This window comes from Terribacillus halophilus, from assembly GCF_900101385.1.
In the GTDB taxonomy this organism is placed as follows: Bacteria; Bacillota; Bacilli; order Bacillales; family Amphibacillaceae; genus Terribacillus; species Terribacillus halophilus.
Genome location: NZ_FMZB01000003.1, coordinates 54527 through 74189, shown reverse-complemented (window position 1 = coordinate 74189; position 19663 = coordinate 54527). Strand labels below are relative to the sequence as shown.

At 45.6% G+C, this 19663-nt stretch carries 17 protein-coding genes; 15 read left to right on the top strand and 2 right to left on the bottom strand.

Going from position 1 to position 19663, the window contains the following annotated elements; genetic code table 11:
- The first annotated feature begins 15 nt into the window (after positions 1-15).
- From BLQ53_RS06460 to BLQ53_RS06395, 14 genes are all read left to right on the top strand, one after another.
- Positions 16-444 carry a CoA-binding protein gene (locus BLQ53_RS06460; protein ID WP_093726481.1) on the top strand — a complete coding sequence of 143 codons (429 nt, stop codon included), beginning with the start codon at positions 16-18 and terminating at the stop codon, positions 442-444.
- Positions 445-531: 87 nt separating this feature from the next.
- Positions 532-1956 (top strand): protein adenylyltransferase SelO, encoded by a 1425-nt coding sequence (locus BLQ53_RS06455; protein WP_244499277.1) that lies wholly within the window; start codon positions 532-534, stop codon positions 1954-1956.
- A 333-nt stretch (positions 1957-2289) separates the two neighbouring features.
- Positions 2290-4242 carry a DNA topoisomerase IV subunit B gene (gene parE, locus BLQ53_RS06450; RefSeq protein ID WP_093726792.1) on the top strand — a complete coding sequence of 651 codons (1953 nt, stop codon included), beginning with the start codon at positions 2290-2292 and terminating at the stop codon, positions 4240-4242.
- Positions 4243-4254: 12 nt separating this feature from the next.
- Positions 4255-6696 carry a DNA topoisomerase IV subunit A gene (gene parC / locus BLQ53_RS06445; protein ID WP_093726479.1) on the top strand — a complete coding sequence of 814 codons (2442 nt, stop codon included), beginning with the start codon at positions 4255-4257 and terminating at the stop codon, positions 6694-6696.
- 150 nt (positions 6697-6846) lie between these two features.
- Positions 6847-7311 carry a flavin reductase family protein gene (locus tag BLQ53_RS06440; RefSeq protein ID WP_093726478.1) on the top strand — a complete coding sequence of 155 codons (465 nt, stop codon included), beginning with the start codon at positions 6847-6849 and terminating at the stop codon, positions 7309-7311.
- A 16-nt stretch (positions 7312-7327) separates the two neighbouring features.
- Positions 7328-8020, top strand: a complete 693-nt coding sequence (locus BLQ53_RS06435; RefSeq protein ID WP_093726477.1) for a response regulator transcription factor — start codon at positions 7328-7330, stop codon at positions 8018-8020.
- Positions 8017-9354: a sensor histidine kinase gene (locus BLQ53_RS06430; protein WP_093726476.1), complete on the top strand. Its 1338-nt coding sequence runs from the start codon at positions 8017-8019 to the stop codon at positions 9352-9354. The genes BLQ53_RS06435 and BLQ53_RS06430 overlap by 4 nt, the downstream gene beginning before the upstream one ends.
- A gap of 89 nt (positions 9355-9443) precedes the next feature.
- Positions 9444-10043 (top strand): PepSY domain-containing protein, encoded by a 600-nt coding sequence (locus tag BLQ53_RS06425; RefSeq protein ID WP_093726475.1) that lies wholly within the window; start codon positions 9444-9446, stop codon positions 10041-10043.
- Between the two features lie 249 nt (positions 10044-10292).
- Positions 10293-10382 carry a YjcZ family sporulation protein gene (locus tag BLQ53_RS06420; protein ID WP_093726474.1) on the top strand — a complete coding sequence of 30 codons (90 nt, stop codon included), beginning with the start codon at positions 10293-10295 and terminating at the stop codon, positions 10380-10382.
- 108 nt (positions 10383-10490) lie between these two features.
- Entirely contained in the window at positions 10491-10886 is a 396-nt protein-coding gene (locus tag BLQ53_RS06415; protein ID WP_093726473.1) for a hypothetical protein, read from the top strand.
- A gap of 72 nt (positions 10887-10958) precedes the next feature.
- Entirely contained in the window at positions 10959-12005 is a 1047-nt protein-coding gene (locus BLQ53_RS06410) for a C45 family autoproteolytic acyltransferase/hydrolase (protein ID WP_093726472.1), read from the top strand.
- 89 nt (positions 12006-12094) lie between these two features.
- Positions 12095-15655 carry a dynamin family protein gene (locus BLQ53_RS06405; RefSeq protein WP_170829600.1) on the top strand — a complete coding sequence of 1187 codons (3561 nt, stop codon included), beginning with the start codon at positions 12095-12097 and terminating at the stop codon, positions 15653-15655.
- 60 nt (positions 15656-15715) lie between these two features.
- A complete protein-coding gene (locus tag BLQ53_RS06400) occupies positions 15716-17218 on the top strand; it encodes an FAD-dependent oxidoreductase (RefSeq protein ID WP_093726470.1) in 1503 nt (500 codons plus the stop codon).
- 146 nt (positions 17219-17364) lie between these two features.
- A complete protein-coding gene (locus BLQ53_RS06395) occupies positions 17365-17760 on the top strand; it encodes a PH domain-containing protein (RefSeq protein ID WP_244499293.1) in 396 nt (131 codons plus the stop codon).
- 37 nt (positions 17761-17797) lie between these two features.
- Here BLQ53_RS06395 and BLQ53_RS06390 read toward each other — a convergent pair whose 3' ends face one another.
- Positions 17798-18304 carry a DUF6141 family protein gene (locus tag BLQ53_RS06390; RefSeq protein ID WP_093726791.1) on the bottom strand — a complete coding sequence of 169 codons (507 nt, stop codon included), beginning with the start codon at positions 18302-18304 and terminating at the stop codon, positions 17798-17800.
- 76 nt (positions 18305-18380) lie between these two features.
- Positions 18381-18830, bottom strand: a complete 450-nt coding sequence (locus tag BLQ53_RS06385) for an AraC family transcriptional regulator (protein WP_093726468.1) — start codon at positions 18828-18830, stop codon at positions 18381-18383.
- Between the two features lie 265 nt (positions 18831-19095).
- Here BLQ53_RS06385 and BLQ53_RS06380 point away from each other — a divergent pair, with 265 nt between their 5' ends.
- On the top strand, positions 19096-19614 hold the full coding sequence (locus BLQ53_RS06380) for a TetR/AcrR family transcriptional regulator (RefSeq protein ID WP_093726467.1): 519 nt from the start codon (positions 19096-19098) through the stop codon (positions 19612-19614).
- The last annotated feature ends 49 nt before the right edge of the window (positions 19615-19663 follow it).

Sequence of the window (19663 nt, the reverse complement as noted above, 5' to 3'; positions counted from 1 at the left end):
AAAGGGGTATGTGAAATGGCATTTCAGAATCCGGAAAATGAACAGATTCGTGACATATTGCTAAAAGCGAAGACGATTGCAGTAGTAGGGCTGTCCGACTCACCGGACAGGACATCCTACGGTGTTTCCCGGGCGATGCAGCAGGCAGGCTACAGAATCATACCAGTCAATCCGAACGTGACCGAAGTCCTCGGTGAGAAAGCCTATCCCAGCTTGGCTGAAGTACCCGATGAGATTGATATCATCAATGTTTTCCGCCGTTCGGAATTCCTGCCGGGATTGGCAAGGGAAGCGGGCAGGACGAATGCTCGTGTATTCTGGACCCAGCAAGGTGTCTATGATGAAGGAGCAGCTGCTCATTTGGAACAGGAAGGTTGCACGGTCTTGATGGATTTATGTATCAAAGTCGCACATAGTGTCCTTGTCGGGCCTTCCGGCAAATGAATATACCCCATCTGCAAGTATGCAGATGGGGTTCTTGTATCAATAGCGTATAATAGTATTAAGCAGATCGATGAAGGAGGAAGAATGATGCGCTTGGATGATAATTTGGATGCCTCCTACACGGAGTTACCTGAATCTTTTTATACGAAGATGTCACCGAACCCAGTCCGTGAGCCGCAAATGGTAAAATGGAACGAAAAACTTGCCAACCAGCTTGGAATCGAACGGGAAGGTGTTCTTGATTTCTTGGCGGGCAACTCCTTCCCAACCGGAGCACAGCCAATTGCACAAGCATATGCAGGTCACCAATTCGGCAATTTTACAATGCTTGGAGATGGTAGAGCCACCCTTCTTGGTGAATGGCAAAATCGTTCCGGCCAAAAGGTGGATATCCAGTTGAAAGGCGCTGGCCGTACGCCTTATTCCAGAGGCGGTGATGGCCGTGCGGCGCTTGGTCCGATGTTAAGGGAATATCTCATCAGTGAAGCGATGCATGGACTCCATATCCCGACAACGCGTAGCTTAGCTGTCGTTTCCACGGGTGAACCTGTTTATCGGGAAACGGAATTGCCTGGTGCGGTACTTACCCGGATTGCCTCAAGCCATATCCGGGTGGGGACGTTCGAATATGCGAGAAGATTTTGTACAGAAACTGACTTGATAGCTTTGACTGATTACAGCATAAACCGTCATTACCCTGAATTGTCTGGACAACCTGATAAGTATGTGCGCTTTTTCCAAGCAGTAGTAGAGCGGCAAGCAGAGCTGCTGGCGAAATGGGTGAGTGTCGGATTCATTCACGGTGTGATGAACACGGATAATATGACGATCAGCGGCGAAACGATCGATTATGGTCCTTGCGCTTTCCTGGATGCGTACAAGCCGATGACAGTTTTCAGCTCCATAGATATTCAAGGTCGCTATGCTTATTCCAATCAGCCGCCGATTGCAGCTTGGAATTTGGCGCGTTTTGCCGAAGCTTTGCTGCCTTTATTCGACGAAGTTCCAGCAAAAGCAGTGAAACAAGCCGAAGACATCCTGCGTGAATTTCCGCAAGTTTACAGGAAATCCTGGCTTGACATCATGTATAGTAAGATTGGTATCACGGATGCGAAAGAGGGCGATGAAACACTTGTGGAGGATCTGCTCGGATGGATGGAACAAGCTGGTGCGGATTACACAAATACATTCCGGACTTTGACAATAGATGAAACAGCTGCACTCGAACAGATGGAAGGCTTTGGATCATGGAAGAAACGCTGGGAAGCACGGATTGGAGCTGACGGAATGGAAGCTGCGCATGACTTGATGCATCAGTTTAATCCAAACCTCATCCCGCGCAACCATTTGGTGGAAGAAGCACTGGATGCAGCAGGAAACGGGGATTATACGCTGTTCGATCGCCTTTGCGAACTACTTTCCAACCCATTTCAGTATGAGCAAGTGGATTCGAAATACACCGAAGATCCTCCCGAACCAAAAGAGCCTTTCCAGACATTTTGCGGTACCTGATGATCCAGCCTGCCTAAGGGCAGGTATACATAATGGGAAGTCAAGAACAGCGATAGCAGGTTGAATATGATCCGTTTGTAACCATGAATCACTGTGAAAATCGCATCAAACAAACGATATTTTGTGATTAATTCCAAAATGTGGATTGATTGACTGGCATTATTCTGCTACTTTTAATTAGGCATATACTGGACTCTGCAAAGCAAGGGAGCCAGTTTACAAGAACATATGTTTGCGTTATGATGAAATATAACGTACTGTCGTTTTCCAACGAACGGATGGATGAATGACTTGGAAACAGTTTTATGTTCGAAGAAGGGAGCCGATGTGGCATTGGTAAAACAAGCATCGCATTATTCAGATGACTCAATTCAAGTGCTCGAGGGGCTTGAAGCGGTCAGGAAGCGGCCCGGCATGTATATCGGTAGCACTGACAGCCGGGGATTACATCATTTAGTTTATGAAATAGTCGATAACAGTGTCGATGAAGCACTGGCAGGCTATGGGAAAAAAATCAATGTGACAATTCATCAGGATAACAGTATTTCTGTTGAGGATTTCGGCCGTGGTATGCCAACAGGCATGCATGCTACCGGAAGACCTACGCCTGAGGTGATCTTCACTGTGCTGCATGCTGGAGGGAAATTCGGCCAAGGCGGCTATAGCACGAGCGGTGGTTTGCACGGTGTCGGGGCATCTGTCGTCAATGCCCTGTCCGAATGGCTCGAAGTGACGATCCATCGGGATGGCAATACGTATACACAGCGATTCGAAAACGGCGGAAAGCCCGTGACTTCGCTTGTGAAGCAAGGAAAGACGAAAAAGACAGGAACGAGTATCCATTTCAAACCGGATCCGTCGATGTTTTCTACGACCAGCTACAATTTTGACACGCTGGCTGAACGTCTGCGTGAAGCGGCATTCCTGCTTAAGGGTGTGGCATTCCATATAGCGGATAAGCGAAGCGGAAAGGAAGATACGTATGTCTATCCAGACGGTCTGCAGTCGTTCGTTGATTATTTGAATGAGGAAAAAGATACCCTCCATCCCGTACTTGCCTTTGAAGGCGAGCAGCAAGGAATCGAGATTTTCTTTGCCTTCCAGTTCAATGACGGTTACACAGAAACGATGCTCAGCTTCGTCAACAACGTCCGGACGAAAGATGGCGGTACCCATGAAGCTGGTGCCAAATCCGGTATGACACGTGTATTCAATGAATACGCACGCCGTAATGGATTACTGAAAGAAAAAGATAAAAATCTCGAAGGAACGGACATCCGGGAAGGATTGACGGCAATCGTCAGTGTCCGGATACCGGAAGCATTGCTCCAATTCGAAGGGCAGACGAAAAGTAAACTCGGAACATCCGAAGCTCGTTCGGCCGTCGATGCCCTCGTATCGGAGAAACTTTCTTATTTCCTCTCCGAAAATCCTGATATTGCCGGTATGCTCGTAAAGAAAGCAATCCGGGCCAAGGAAGCGAGAGAAGCAGCACGCAAGGCACGCGAAGATGCCCGCAGCGGTAAGAAGAAGAAACGTAAGGATACGCTGCTGAGCGGGAAGCTTACACCAGCACAATCCCGTAACCCGCAAAAGAATGAATTGTATTTGGTGGAAGGTGATTCTGCCGGCGGTTCTGCCAAGCAAGGCCGTGACCGGAAATTCCAGGCTGTCCTGCCTTTGCGTGGGAAAGTCATCAACACGGAAAAAGCCAAGCTGCAGGATGTGATGAAAAATGAAGAGATCTCGACAATCATCCATACGATCGGGGCCGGTGTCGGAGCTGATTTCACGTTTGAGGATGTACAGTATGACAAAGTGGTTATCATGACCGATGCCGATACTGACGGTGCCCATATCCAGATCCTATTGCTCACTTTCTTCTACCGCTATATGAAGGAATTGATCGAAAAGGGCAAGGTATTCATCGCCCTGCCGCCTTTGTACAAGCTTTCCAAAGGGAAAGGTAAAAAAGAAGTGATTCGCTATGCCTGGAGCGATGAAGAGATGCGGGAAATCGTCCGGGACATGAAAAACGGCTACACGATCCAGCGCTACAAAGGACTTGGGGAAATGAACGCCGATCAGCTTTGGGAAACGACGATGGATCCCGCAACACGTACACTCATCCGTGTGACGATCGAGGATTTCGCCCGTGCGGAGCGCCGTATCACGACACTGATGGGTGACAAAGTGGAACCACGACGCAAATGGATCGAGAGTAATGTCGCTTTCGGTATGGAAGAAGACGGGAATATCCTCGAAAACGACAAGCTGCACAACTAAGGGGGATTTCTTTTGGAAAATTATTTGGATCTGCCATTGGAGGAAGTCATCGGAGACCGATTCGGCAGATACAGTAAATATATCATTCAAGACCGTGCGCTGCCTGACGCCAGGGATGGACTAAAACCGGTGCAGCGCCGGATTTTATACGCGATGTACGATGAGCGCAACACACATGATAAACCGTTTCGAAAGGCAGCCAAGACTGTCGGTACGGTAATCGGTAACTTCCACCCGCACGGAGACAGTTCGGTGTATGAAGCGATGGTCCGGCTCAGTCAGACTTGGAAAGTCCGCAATGTGCTGGTTGAGATGCACGGAAATAACGGCAGCGTGGATGGTGATCCGCCGGCAGCGATGCGTTATACAGAAGCAAGACTATCCAGCATCGCTTCTGAACTGCTGCGGGATATCGATAAGAATACAGTCGAATTCGTGCCAAACTTTGACGATACAAACGCCGAGCCAACCGTTCTCCCGGCTAAGTTCCCGAATCTGCTTGTCAATGGGTCGACGGGTATTTCTGCCGGTTATGCAACGGAGATACCGCCGCACCATCTTGGTGAAGTGGTTGATGCTGTCATCATGCGAATGGATAAGCCGAATAGTACTGTGGATGAATTGATGACTGTCATGAAGGGACCCGATTTCCCGACTGGCGGGATCATCCAGGGCGTCGAAGGAATCAAGAAGGCGTATGAAACTGGTAAAGGGAAAATAATCGTTCGTGGTAAAACGAGCATCGAAGATATCAAAGGCGGCAAACAGCAGATCGTCATCGATGAGATCCCTTATGAAGTGAATAAAGCGAATCTTGTCAAACGGATGGATGAGCTGCGTCTGGACCGCAAAGTCGAAGGCGTTGCGGAAGTTCGTGATGAAACGGACCGTACGGGTATGCGAATTGTTGTCGAACTCAAAAAAGAGGCTGATGCACAAGGAATCCTGCATTATCTGTACAAAAATACGGATCTGCAGATATCTTATAACTTCAACATGGTAGCAATCAAAGACAAGACCCCGCAGCTGTTGGGATTGGCGAGCTTGCTTGATGCGTATATCGAACACCAAAAAGAAGTCGTTACGAGACAATCCGCTTACAATTTGCAAAAAGCAAAAGACCGCAAACATATTGTGGAAGGGCTGATCAAAGCAATCTCCATCTTGGATGAACTGATTGCGACAATCCGCGCTTCCAAGGATAAAGCCGATGCAAAGCAGCGGATCGAGGCAGCTTATGGCTTTACCGAAACGCAGGCAGAAGCGATTGTGAATTTGCAGCTTTATCGTTTGACGAACACCGATATTACAGCCTTGCAGCGGGAAGCCGAAGAGCTGGATGAACAGATCGAAAAGCTTGAGGATATCTTGAAGAACGAAAAAACATTGCTCAAAGTGATCAAGCAGGATCTGCGGGCAATCAAGAAAAACTATCATACGGATCGTCTTACAGAGATCGAGGATGAAATCGAGGAATTGAAAATAAACCTTGAGGTTATGGTGGCATCAGAGGACGTATTGGTTACGGTCACACATGATGGATACATCAAACGGACCAGCCTTCGTTCCTATCAGGCTTCCAATGGGGAAGACCTGGCAATCAAGGAAGAAGACCACCTGATCGGCATGCAGGAGATAAATACGACCGACAAACTGCTCGTCTTCACGAATAAAGGGAAGTTCATTTTTATGCCGGTGCATGAGCTGCCGGATATTCGCTGGAAAGACCAAGGACAGCATCTGGCCAATATCGCTAGTATGGATAAGGACGAAAAAGTCATTGCCAGCATTCCGGTTCGTGATTTCAAAAAAGCCGACTACCTCGTCTTCTTCACAAAGAATGGTATGGTGAAACGGAGTGGACTTCAGCTTTATGAAGCGACACGTGCGAACAAGTCACTTACTGCAATCAACCTGAAAGCGGACGATGAAGTATGTCACGTTGCCTTGACTGATGGTAATAAACAGCTGTTCATGGCGACGAACGCAGGCTATGGCCTATGGTTCACGGAAGAAGAAGTCAGCCCGATCGGCATACGGGCAGCAGGAGTAAAAGGAATGCAGCTGAAAGAAGGCGAATATGTAGTTGGTGCTCAGGCCTTTGAACTCAAGCATTCGCCAAGTGTTGTCGTCATCACGCATAGAGGTTCGGCAAAACGGATGAAATTGAAAGAATTCGAGCCAACCGGCCGAGCAAAACGAGGCGTTGTCATGCTTCGGGAGCTGAAGAAGAATCCGCACCGTATTGTTGGTTTCTATGTATTGGAAGATGCTGCGACGATTCATCTGGAAACGAAGGATAAACAGGATCATATTCTTACGCCAATGAATTTGAATGCGAATGATCGTTATAGCAATGGTTCCTATGTGCTGGACACAGACAAGCATGGAGAAGTTATAGCAACTTATCCTGAAGCAATATACGAAGTAGCATTTCCGCAGGAAAAAGAATAAGTGAACAATAATATTATTATGTAAACTAGAGAGGCGTAAAGCCTCTCTTTTTTTCTGCAAAAGAAGCCCTATGTAAGGATAGAATAATTGACAGACAACGCAATTTACATGGTATAGTTTTACGTATAGCATATGGAACGGGGGAGCATAATGGATAATCGAACGTTTAGAGATGCAATGGGAAAATTTGCAACAGGTATTACGATTGTCACGACCGATGTGGCTGGTGAGACAAAAGGGATGACTGTGAATGCCTTTATGTCGGTATCACTGGAACCGAAGCTTATCGCCGTATCAATCGATAAAAAAGCGTCCCTTTACGATATTTTACAAACTAATCCTACATTCGGAGTCAGCGTCCTGAAGGAAGAACAAAAGGATGTCAGCATGGTATTTGCCAAACAGAAAGTACAAAAAGAGCCAGTAGCGATCACCATGCTGCAGGATGTACCGGTTGTGGATGGTGCTCTTGTCAATTTGGCTTGTAAAGCAGTCGACAAAGTGATAGCCGGCGATCATGTAATCATCATTGGGGAAGTCGAGGACCTGGTGCTTCGCGATGGTGATCCGGTGCTGTACTTTGGCGGCAATTATCGAGAAATCAAATCGATATGAGGAAGGAGCCTAGCCCGTGGAGCAGACGACAATCCTGGTAGTCGAAGATGAAAAGAAAATGGCAAGACTGCTTCAGCTGGAGCTGGAGCACGAAGGCTTCGCAGTTGATGTTAAGTTTGATGGGCTGGATGCATTGGAAGCGTTTTATGCTAAGAGCTATCACTTCATTTTGCTGGATGTGATGCTGCCGTCCTTGAGCGGGATGGAACTGCTTCGACGCATCCGCAAGCAAGACGCCCATATTCCGGTCATGCTGCTGACTGCAAGAGATGCGGTACCGGATAAAGTGAGCGGTTTTGATCTTGGTGCCACGGATTATATGACGAAGCCATTCGAGATCGAAGAATTATTGGCACGGATTCGTGCACACCTCCGCCACACCGCAACAGCTGTGGTGCAAGAGCCACTGCTGCAGGTCGGTGACTTGACACTTGATGAAAAAACAAGGACAGTTAAGCGCGGCAAAAAGGAATTGGAGCTGACACCACGTGAATATGATTTGCTTTCATTCCTTATGAAGCACGAAAAACAAGTCCTGACACGAGATCAGCTGCTGGAGCGGGTTTGGGGGTTCCAATATGCAGGAGACACGAATGTAGTCGATGTGTATATCCGTTATTTAAGGAAAAAGGTCGATGCAGATGAAAAACAGAAGCTGATCAAGACGGTGCGGGGAGTCGGATATACGATCAAGGATGAAGAGAAGTGAAGCTGCGGACAAGGATCCAGCTATACATAATCGTTACACTTGTGATCCTGTTAGTAGTCGCAAATATGTCCATCTACTTCTTGTTCAGGCAAGTAAGTTTAAACAACAGCGTCGATCGGCTGCACGAACAAGGCCGCGCTTTGGCAGAGACAGCTGCGACAGTTGATTGGAAGGATACAACGCGGACGAGTCTGTTCCAGGCAGACCTGCCGACTGAAGGGATGGTACGATTCATTGGTCCCGACGGCAAAAGTGAAGGTGTGATCACCAGGGCGGAAAAGTATCGGGAGCTTCCGTTTACGTTCACATCTCAGGAGCAGGATCAAACTTTCCATCGTGATGGCAGCTGGTATGCAGAAGTATCCATCCCGGTCATCCGGGATAATGGCATCTACTCCATGCAGGTCGCAGAAGAGCTTGTCAGTCTTCAACAGACGTTTCAAGTACTGAAATATAGCCTGTCGATAGCTGGATTGATCATTTTGATACCCTCATTTCTCGGTGGCAGGCTGCTGGGGAACTTCCTGCTGCGGCCAATCCTCGCTCTGACTTCAACCATGCAGGCAATCCGCAAAAGCGGAAAGTGGAAGCGGATGGAGACGGGAAATAGAAGCAATGATGAGTTGCAGACCCTCAGTGATACGTTCAATGAAATGGTCGATCAGCTGGAAGAGAATTTTACGAAGCAGCAGCAGTTCGTTTCCGACGCCTCGCATGAACTGAAGACACCGATCAGTATCATCAAGAGCTACAGCAAGCTATTGGATCGCTGGGGCGCCGACGACCCTGCTGTCCAGCAAGAAGCGGTACAAGCGATACACGGTGAGACAGAACGGATGCAGGCATTGGTCGATCAGCTATTGATTTTGGCAAAAGATGACCCAGCATTGCTCCAAAAAGAATCGGTCGATCTCGGAAGAATTGCTAAAAGCTGTGCAGCAGCCATGGAAACAGCTCACCAGAGGGAAATCATGGTCCACACCGAGCAGCATATTGTCATCAAAGCAGATGCCAATATGCTCAAGCAAGTCGTTTATATACTGCTAAGCAACAGCATCAAATATAGTGACGATCACATCGAAATCGCCGTTAAATCTGCGCGGAATGAAGCGATTTTGTCCGTCACCGACTTTGGGGAAGGTCTTGATGAGCAAGACCAGCGTCGTATTTTCGACCGATTTTACCGGGTCGATAAAGCCCGTACGCGTGACAAGGGAGGCAGCGGGCTCGGTTTGGCCATTGCCAAACAGCTGGTGGAACTGCATAATGGAAAGATCGAAGTGGACAGCATCCTGGAAAAAGGATCTACGTTCACGATACGACTGCCATTGTAGCTTCTCATGGAATTTTAATAAAGCACTCACCATTTCTTTAATGAAGAAGATATATACTGGCTATACAACCATAGCTGGAGGCGATCGATATGAAGAAAAAATGGATTATCCCCGCTGCTATCGCCGTACTTGTTGCTGCGGTCTTTGGTATTTATCAGATGCAAGCATCTGCTGGAGAACCGGAGATGACAATTGATCAAGCACGACAGCAGGCGGAGAAACAATATAATGCGACCGTGACAGAAATCGAATTGGATCGCAGTGGCAGCGAGCCGAGATATGATATTGATTTGGAAAACAATGAAACACAGTATGATCTGACTTTAAACGGAAATACCGGTGAAGTGATCAGCTTGAAAGAAAGCAGCACACAGAAAACGTTACCGGGAAAAGACCCAAAAGATCAGAGTCAAGCATCAGCTGATGATCAGCAGCAGTCTGATAATCAGAAGACTGCACCGTCCCAAAAACAAGCTTCTCAGGCTGAAGTGAAAATCACGATGGACGAAGCTGTCAACATTGCCACTGATGAAGTTGGCGGCACCGTGACAAATGCCGAGTTCGATGAAGAAGATGGATTGCCTGTGTATGAACTTGAGCTCGAAACAGCGGATGATGAAGCGGAAGTTGTTATTAATGCACAATCCGGCGAAATTGTGACCATCACCTATGATAAGGAAGATGATTGAAGCAGCGTGCAGCTGCTTCTCTTTTTATGTTTGTCTGCTCTCACAGACGATTTTTACGCACGAGCATGTCTCTCCGCCCGTGGCACCGATCCTAATCTCCTCTGTATCAATGTGAGTCACTGTTTTTGATGACATCATGGACTTTAATTTGAATAGTGCCTCCAAGTTATTTAGCTTAAATGGGCAAATGACCATGCAAAGGCTAAGGTCGATGCATAAATTACTAACAAATCTTATGGAGGTGTTATCATGAGCGGAGGAAACAGTTACGGCGCAGGTTTCGCGCTAATTGTTGTTTTGTTCATTTTACTAATTATCGTGGGAGCAGCTTGGTGCTGATTTGATCCGTAGTATGTGATGGGACTGTGAAACAAAGCAGTCTCATTTTTCGTTTGAAGCGAAACGATGGGAAATTTTGCTGACTTCATGTTTATAAAGTAATATTATATGAAAACAGGAATATGGTCTGGGGGAGAAACATTTGAATTCGTTGTTAATCGATTTAATAAAATTGAACGTCTGCAGCCGGGAATTAGTGTTTTAATCATGGTTAGTCTTGAAATGCGGTATATCACTGTGTTACTTTTCCTGACTATCCATTTAACAAGGTGCAGCACGGAGGAATCCATAGCAGATGAATGCCAGCAAAAAATGGACGGGCATGTGGATTTTACAGATGATAAGCATTATATCATCCCGAACCATGATGATGTTCGTTATATGCTGAACGGAGCTGTTATACCTAATACGCTTGAGGATGGACAGGAAATTACCGTTACATATTCAAGCATACTGGAATCTTATCCGCCGCAGCTCAACGTCTGCGAAGTTGAAGACAAGTAAGCATATCACTTTCCCCATCCTGCATCGTATTGGATAATAGGAAAATACTATGCAGAAAAGAAGGGTCCGCCTATGAAACAGATACATTCCAATGTGTTCACCTTCCGTGGATCGCATTATGATTTCGGCGTCATGCAAGGAGAGCGTTTAAAACATACACCGTTATTTGCATACCAACAAAAACAAAAGCAACGGAACCGCCGTCGTTTCACGGTCGATCCAGCGGATGCCTTCCGTATGTTCCGCAGCTATCATCCAGGTATTTATGAAGAATTGACCGGTCTCAGTGACGCATTAGGTCTCTCGATCGAAGAGACTTTGATGGATTACAGCGGCTTTCAGCAGGAATGGAGAATCAACTCAGGCTGTTCGATAGTCACGGGGAATGATTTCCTGGCACGTAACTATGATTATCATCCGAAAACATATGAAGGAAGATTTCTTTTGTATCAGCCATCGGAGCCGGACTATTTTGCTACCATCGGTCCGTCTCAGCGGATTCTCGGTCGTATCGATGGAATGAATGAAAAAGGGTTGACGATTGGCTATAACTTCGTGCATCAGCGTTTTCCAGAAGAAGGATTCATTTGTAATATGCTGACACGCATCCTATTGGAAACATGTTCCACTACGGAGGAAGCTGTCGAGAAGCTGACAGAAATGCCGCATCGGCACTCCTTCAACTATGTCATCAATGATGCTGAAGGTATTCGGCGAGTTGTCGAAGGAAGCCCGCGCGGAACGGCTGTAAAGGAAGCCTACTATAGTACGAACCATTATGATGTGCTGACAAAGGAAAATCGACATCACTTGGTGGACAGCAATCGCCGATTCGATATCATCAAGGCACATCATAAGGAAGATATGGATGCCGATGAAGGATTCCGACTTTTGAATGATCCGGACTATGACGTATTTTCAGATAGCTATCGCAACTGGGCCGGTACGATTCATACATCTGTCTACAAACCGAAGGAACTCAAAATGGGATTTTCCATCGGTAATCAGCAGCCGGCTGAAGTTGATTTCGGCAGTTGGCTCAAGGGTGAAAATTTGCCATTCAACCAATTCACTGGTTCTTTAGAGACGGATGTCCGGATACCCTATATGGGAGAATAAGAAGAAAACCGCATTTACGATGGTAAGTGCGGTTTTCCTGTTTTATAATAAAAAATATGAATGCGCATACATACAAGGAGGGAGCCTCGATGCGGCGTACAGCGGAAACAACGGAATTGTTCAGTCTGTCAGCATTATATCAATTTTTCGAAACGGAAAAGGAAGGACAATATAGCAAAAAAGCGCTTGATCTGGTGGAAAAAGCTGAGAAGGGGACTGCCTTCATTTGCTTCACCGGTCATTTTTCAGCTGGGAAAAGTTCGATTATCAATGCACTGCTTGGTAATCAAGTGCTTCCGGCTAGTCCGATTCCGACGAGCGCCAATATCGTCACCATCCAGCACGGGGAGCCGAAAGTCTTCGCCTATGCGGGTAATGACACGAAATATGAGCTGCCGGCACCGTACCGGAAAGAAACATTGGATACATATTGCCGAAATAAGGATATCCAAAGAATCGAAATACATGATGATCAAACCGATCTCCCGTACGAAATCGCTTTGATGGATACACCAGGAATAGATGCAAGCGATGATGCCGACCGTTTGATGACGGAATCGGCACTGCATCTCGTGGACACGATGTTTTATGTGACCGACTACAACCATGTGCAGTCGGAAGTGAACTTGCTGTTTTTACAGCAGCTTTCCGAGCAAGGGCAACCGTTTTATTTAATCATCAACCAAATCGATAAGCATCGCGATCAAGAGCTCTCTTGGACTGCCTTCAAAAATAGTGTCATGAAAGTGTTTGAACAGTGGCACATCACACCAGCAGGCGTTTATTACACAACCCTGAAGGATTCAGGACATGAGCACAATCAGCTGTATGCTGTAAAAGAAAAAATGGATCTGCTGCTTAAAGATAGGGAGCAGCTGCATAAAGCGGGGCTGGAGCGAGGCAGACAGCGGCTGATTACCAATTACCTTCAAGATAAGAAACAAGAACTTGATGAAAAGGAAGCAATATTAAAAGAAAGTCTTCATCAATTGGATGGCACTGCTGCAGATGCGGCCGGTAACTGGCGCGAGAAACAAAAAGCAGCAGAGGAAGACGCACGCGAAACAATTCAACAGACATTGAAAAATGCGAATCTGATGCCATTTGAAGTACGTGATACGGCTGAAAAGTACCTTGAATCCACCTTTCCTGACTTTAAGGTCGGGTTGTTCGGCAGTAAAAAGAAAACAGCAGAAGAAAGGGCAAAACGCCGATCGATGACAGAAGCATTGATTCAACAGCAAATCGAGAAGCAGCTAGTATGGAGGCTTCGCGATAAGCTAAGCGATTGGGCAAGGAAGCATGAGGTCTATACGGAATCCGTACAAGTCCTGCTGCAGGACTTCGCAGTGACACTGCCAGCAGATTTATTGGAGCAGCATGTCCAGACGGGTGCCAGCATGAATGGGACGTACACACTGGTTTATACAGCAGCGGTTCAGGATCATATCAAGCGCAGCTTTAAGAAAGCTGCAATGCATGTAGTGGAAGCTGCCATTGATACGAAAAAGAGTACTTACCAACAGGTAGAAAAGCTGGAACAACAGGAGAAAAACAAAGCGGCAGAAAACATGCGAATTGAATCAGAAATCCACCAGCTGAAGTTGTCGTACGAAGAACTTGCAAAGCATATCCAGCAGACAGGACAGCATAGGGATGCAGAAAGTATCGAAGAAGCTAGACAGGTGATGGTAAAGAGATACCAGATAAAAAGAAATAAGGAAATCTCGGACAGATCAGATACATTGACGGAAAAGCTGGAGGTAGAGACGATTGAAAAGGAGAATCCGACCACAGAACTGTCACCGGATAAGATGGCTCAACACCTCGGCGCAGCAGCTGCTGCCCTCCAAGGTGTGGAAGGTTTTCAATCGGCGATAGATGATCTGAAGAATAGACAAGACAAATTGATACACCAAGATTATTCATTGGTATTGTTTGGAGCTTTCAGCGCCGGTAAATCGTCTTTTGCAAATTCCCTGCTTGGTGAGAGTTTATTGCCGGTGTCGCCGAATCCGACGACTGCATCAATCAATATGTTGAAACAGGCTACTAAACGGCATCCTCATCAAACTGTACTCGTTAAATGGAAAACCCATAAGCAGATCGAAGCAGACATCGAAAGTCTTAGCGGGAAACAGCTCAAATTGGAGGAATTTTTGTCTGAATCCCCTGCTGAGCTTGTAAACGACAAAAGACACCAGGCATTTTTACAGGCTGTTCAGGCAGGATACAATGGTGTTCATACCAAGCTTGGCTCGGAAGGGACCATCCCGTTCGAGGAATTCAGTGATCATGTGACGAAAGAGTCATTGAGCTGTTTCATTGAACAAATAACCGTCTATCTGGATAATGCATTTCTTAACCAAGGGGTTACATTAATCGATACGCCTGGTGCAGACTCCGTCAATGCCCGCCATACGGATGTTACCTTCCAATTCATGAAGCATGCGGATGCGATACTGTTCGTCACGTACTACAATCATGCTTTTTCGAAAGCGGATGAACAAGTACTGCAGCAGCTGGGCAAGGTAAAAGGAGCTCTGGAGAAGGACAATATGTTCTTTATCGTGAATGCGAGCGATCTGGCTAAGGATGAAGAAGAAATAAATTATGTCACCTCCTATGTAGCAGCCAATCTGGCAAACTTTCAAATCAGGCAGCCTCGTCTTTTCGCTTTGAGCAGTCTGCTTGGCCTGCAGGAGAAGCAGACTTCCTGTCAGCTTGATTCAGGACTTGAAATGCTCGAAAAGGAACTGTATGGCTTCGTTCGCAACGAACTGACAGAAGTGATTATCCAAGGTGCCCGCCAGGAATTGACAAGGCAGTATGGACAGCTTCAAGCATACGCTGATGCGATGGACTTGGATGAAGAGGCGAAATTGCAAAAAGGCCGCCAGTATAAACATGAACAATACGAAGTCGTGGAGAAGGCGCGTTCCTATTCACAGCCTGTTTTCAAACAAGCCATCATCCAGCGCATCGAAAAACAACTGCATTATGTAAAGGAAAGGCAGCTGTTGGAAGCCAATGATTTATTCAAGCAATGTTTCAATCCATCCCTTATCAAAAGCAGCGGCGCATCGGGTAAGGAAGAAGTTGCCCGGCAGATACGCGAGTTTGCGCGCCTTATCCAAATGCAGCTGGAACAGGAATACCGGGCTGTCACCATTCGTGTCGACAGAACCGTGCGGGAACAGGCGGAAAGATGGAGGAAGGGGCTGGAACAAGCAGTGCAGACAGTGAATGAATCGTTGTCCTTGGCAGTATCGGATTCGGATGAACTGCCGGAAACAGCACCGCCGGAATCGATGGTCCAATTCGAACAGGGCACTGTTGCAAGACTGCAGAAGTTATATCGTGGTCCAAGAGCCTTTTTCCAAGGAAATGAGAAAGAGAAGCTGAAAGATGAACTTCTAATGCTGATGGAGCCAATTCTAGCGGAGATAGTGCAAGGATATACATCAGCTATGGAGCATCACTATGACCAAATTTGGAAGACAGCAGAAGAAAGGCTGCAGAAGCAGGCAGCCGGACAGCTGGCTAGCTATTACAATGGCCTGCTTCATGCTTTGACAGATACGTCCTCCCGACAGCAGCTTCAACAGGCAGTCGATACTTTCACTGCTCTTTTGCAGGAAAAAGTTTGACAAGGGGCAATCCAGGATACTGTATTACCAAATAGGTAATAGTCCAGGAGGTTAACAGTCATGGAGCAAACGAAAAAACTATTCTCAGAGAAACCCTCATCATACTGGCGCAATTCAACGGATATGCCATCGTATCCAGCCTTGGATAAAGATTTGGATACGGATGTTTTAGTCATTGGTGCAGGGATTGCCGGCATCACGACAGCTTATGAACTGATCAAGCGAGGCAGAAGTGTCGTGCTTATCGAGGGGCGCGAACTTATTTCAGGCACTACCGGCTACACAACGAGCAAGCTGACCGCACAGCATGATATCATCTATCAAGGTTTGATGGAGCGCTACGGTGAAGAGATAGCTAAAAACTATTTCCAAGCCAATTTGCAGGCAATCAATTATGTTAAAGATACAGCAGCCGAACACGGTATCGATTGTGAATTCGAAGAGCAGGAAGCATATATCTATACGCAGCTGGATGAAGGCGTAGAAACAATCGAAAAAGAAGTCGAGGCTTACCGGAAGCTGCAAATTGATGGATTTTTGACGGATTCCATACCGCTGGATATTCCAATCAAAGCAGCTGCCGTGATGCGTCAGCAAGCCCAATTCCATCCAGTGAAATATCTGGTCGGCTTGTTGAAGGAAATCGAGCTGCGCGGCGGAAGCATTCATGAACAGACATTGGCTGTGTCTTTCGATACCGAGACCCGTCCAGTCGTGCACACTGAAAATGGTTACACGATCACAGCCAATTATGTTGTCAGTGCCACACATTTCCCACTGCAAGTGGAGAATCAATACTTCTCTTCGAATATGAATCCGAAGAACTCATACGGTATCGCCATCAAGTCCAAAAAACCTTATCCGAAAGGCATGTATATCAGTCTCGAATCTCCGAAACGTTCCATCAGGAGCTTGAAAAAAGGGGATGACCACTATGTACTTGTCGGCGGGGAATCCCATGTGACGGGGGATGGATCCTCTGTACTTGACCGATACGAGAAAATCTATCAATTTGCCGAAGAGCAGTTTGGTGTGGAGGCGTTGTATGAGCACTGGTCCAGCCATGATTTACTTACAACCGATCAGCTGCCATTCATCGGGAAAGTCAGCGACGATGCACCTGGAATCTATACCGCAACCGGCTTCGGGAAATGGGGCTTATCCAATGGTGTCGCCGCGGCCACCTTGCTGGCCGATCTCATCGATGGAAAAGATAATGAATTTGCCGACTTGTACAAGATAGGAAGGGAAATGGAAGAAGCAGAATCCGCCAGCTTCGGCGAAGACGATGTGAATCGCATCGGCAATGAAACGGTTGTAAAGCCGGAAGATCTGACAAACGGAAAAGGTGCCATCCTCGAGAAAGATGGTCAGACAATGGCGTATTACCGGGATGACAGCGGGGAGCTGCACGAAATGAGTGCCTCCTGTACCCATAATGGCTGTCCAGTCTCCTGGAATGATGCCGATCATACATGGGATTGCTCGTGTCACGGCTCCCGCTTTACAGCTGTCGGTGAAGTTGTGGAAGGACCTGCGTTGCGCGCATTGGATAAGGAATAAATATGTCTTATAAGCTGCTGGGGTTTCCCGGCAGCTTTTTGCAGTGTATGAAACTTTGCGAATAGGATGCCGTATATATATTAGGAGGTGAATGCAATCCAGTGGTTTTTCGTCCGAAAATAGATACCTTTTTCGTTCATTTCATCATGATAATCGTCTTTTTACTCTGGTTGGTATCATTTTGGCCATTAATTATATTTAGTGGAATTGTCTTGGTTGAATTTCTTCTATTGCTTTCGGTATTTGTAATCGGGGTAAGTATTATTTCATGGTCGGCTTTTCAAATCAATTATGAATTCTATCCAGATTACTTATTAGTGAAAGGGGGACCATTCGTAAGCCGAATCCCATACGACAAGATTACAAGCGTTACCCTTTCGAATAATATTTTCTCGGGTTACAGGGTTTTGTCATCCAGGGACGCAATCGAAATATTTTATAAACATGCACTTTGGGGAAGTGTTACAATTGCACCAGATTACAAAAAAGAATTTTTACACGAGTTAACCAAACGTTGCCCGCATGCAGAGATGCGTGTATAAATTTCAGTTATACCACACCCGCAGCTCATGATGAAAATTATTCTTTGAAAACATCCATTGCCTTTTTTAGCTCTTCTGGTCGATCCGTGCTGATTACGATGGTTTCATATTTTAGAGTCAGTTCTATCCCTTGTTTGCCGCTTAAGATATAACCTGTTTCTCCGTTGAAATTCACTCTGAATCCCCAGCCGCCAAAACGCTTCCATGTTCTGTAGTTTAATGGTTTGTATTGTTTTATGTCCTTGAATAAGAATTTCTTATAATGAAGATGAAAAGGAGTATAGCGAATATAAAGTCCATCCTCGTGCACTTCAATGATCAGCTTTATCGATATAGGTAAGATAACAGGGAGAGCCATGCCAAAAACAATCCAAAAGACAATCAGCACACCATCTGGAGCAGGCTTGTCACCAACTGGAATTCCTAAAACAACTTGCCGGATAAACCCGATCCACATGATTGCGGCAATGGAGAAAACGATCAGCAAAAGTAAAGGCTGCCGCGGCTTTTGGACTTCCTTGTAGATTACGTTGGTTGATTTGATATTTGTCACTCCTTTTGACTATTCATTAGATTATTGCGGATATACAAAAAAAGAGAGGTGGGAGATGTCCCACCTGTTACTGAATTGGCACCAAGATTTCACACAGATGATTATCAATCATTTGCTGCGAGTATCTTTCTATGATTGGCTGTTGTCTGACTGAGAGATGATTCTTTTCCATCTCAGAAAAAATATTTTCCCAAAATCCGCTGACTGCCTCTTTGGTATGATCAAGCAAGAAGACAGCGTATTTCCCACCAGAAAGATAACCAACTTGAGCAGGGGCTGATACTGCAGAATTTTCATCTATCATGACGCAAACGTCATAACGACATTCCTCTTTAGGCGTAATTGCGGGATTATCCTGTGGTATACCTAAAATTGATGAATGATCAAATTCACCATTCGAATGCAGCCACTTTTTAAACGACTCCATTAGTTGTTTATTTTGCTTCTCACCATATTCCCCAATATTCCGAAAATAAGCAATCCTTGATTCAGGTAATTCTTCAATTTTTGTTTTCACATTTTTTCCTCCTTTCTTAGAAGGTAATATGATATAAAATGTTTTTCAAGATTGTTTTTAAAGTTTCTTGCAGTCGTGCGTCTATAAGAGGATGTCTGAAAAAGTACAAGGGACAAAATGCGAGTAAGAGCGAACAGCAGAAGTGGTGATTCGTTGTATATTGAACTCCTTTAAAAAAATTGTCATTGTACTTGCGCTAGGTGCAAAAATGTATTATATTAATTTGTAATTGATTAATCAATAAATGAAAGAACGGGTGCTTAATATGGTAAGACCAAAAAAGGGAAATCGTAAGGAAGATATTCTTGAAGCAGGATTAGAAGTATTTGCGAAAAAAGGTTACTATAATACAACTACTGCGCATATTGCAGAAAAAGCGGGCATATCACAGCCCTATGTATTTAAATTCTTTAAAACAAAAGAAGAGTTATTTATCGCTGCCTTAGATCGTGCGTTTGATAGAATTATTCAAACTTTTAAAGATGTTGAGTCGAACTCAGAAAAACTTGTTATCAAAATGATTGAAGCTTATGAAGAACTGTCTGTATTACATCCTAATGAGATAGCTTTGCAGGTAATAGGAATTTCAGTGACAGAAGAAGCAATACGGGAGGCTACAAAGAAAGGCTTGGCCCTTATCAGAAGCTACACTTTAGAACGCTTTAAATCAGCTGGGATAGAGAATGCTGAAAGAGAAGTAACTACTTTTCTAGCACGAGGGATATTATGTAATATTTCTTATTTCTTAGATTTCCCTGTGCTTATTGATGAGAATAGCAAATAAATAATCAAGTTGGTTATTTATTTAACGTCTAGTTATTGATCAATTAATA

Coding starts and splice junctions, on each gene's coding strand:
- BLQ53_RS06460 (WP_093726481.1), top strand. CDS start 16: ATGGCATTTCAGAATCCGGAAAATGAACAGATTCGTGACATATTGCTA.
- BLQ53_RS06455 (WP_244499277.1), top strand. CDS start 532: ATGCGCTTGGATGATAATTTGGATGCCTCCTACACGGAGTTACCTGAA.
- BLQ53_RS06440 (WP_093726478.1), top strand. CDS start 6,847: ATGGATAATCGAACGTTTAGAGATGCAATGGGAAAATTTGCAACAGGT.
- BLQ53_RS06425 (WP_093726475.1), top strand. CDS start 9,444: ATGAAGAAAAAATGGATTATCCCCGCTGCTATCGCCGTACTTGTTGCT.
- BLQ53_RS06420 (WP_093726474.1), top strand. CDS start 10,293: ATGAGCGGAGGAAACAGTTACGGCGCAGGTTTCGCGCTAATTGTTGTT.
- BLQ53_RS06415 (WP_093726473.1), top strand. CDS start 10,491: ATGAAAACAGGAATATGGTCTGGGGGAGAAACATTTGAATTCGTTGTT.
- BLQ53_RS06410 (WP_093726472.1), top strand. CDS start 10,959: ATGAAACAGATACATTCCAATGTGTTCACCTTCCGTGGATCGCATTAT.
- BLQ53_RS06405 (WP_170829600.1), top strand. CDS start 12,095: ATGCGGCGTACAGCGGAAACAACGGAATTGTTCAGTCTGTCAGCATTA.
- BLQ53_RS06400 (WP_093726470.1), top strand. CDS start 15,716: ATGGAGCAAACGAAAAAACTATTCTCAGAGAAACCCTCATCATACTGG.
- BLQ53_RS06395 (WP_244499293.1), top strand. CDS start 17,365: ATGATAATCGTCTTTTTACTCTGGTTGGTATCATTTTGGCCATTAATT.
- BLQ53_RS06380 (WP_093726467.1), top strand. CDS start 19,096: ATGGTAAGACCAAAAAAGGGAAATCGTAAGGAAGATATTCTTGAAGCA.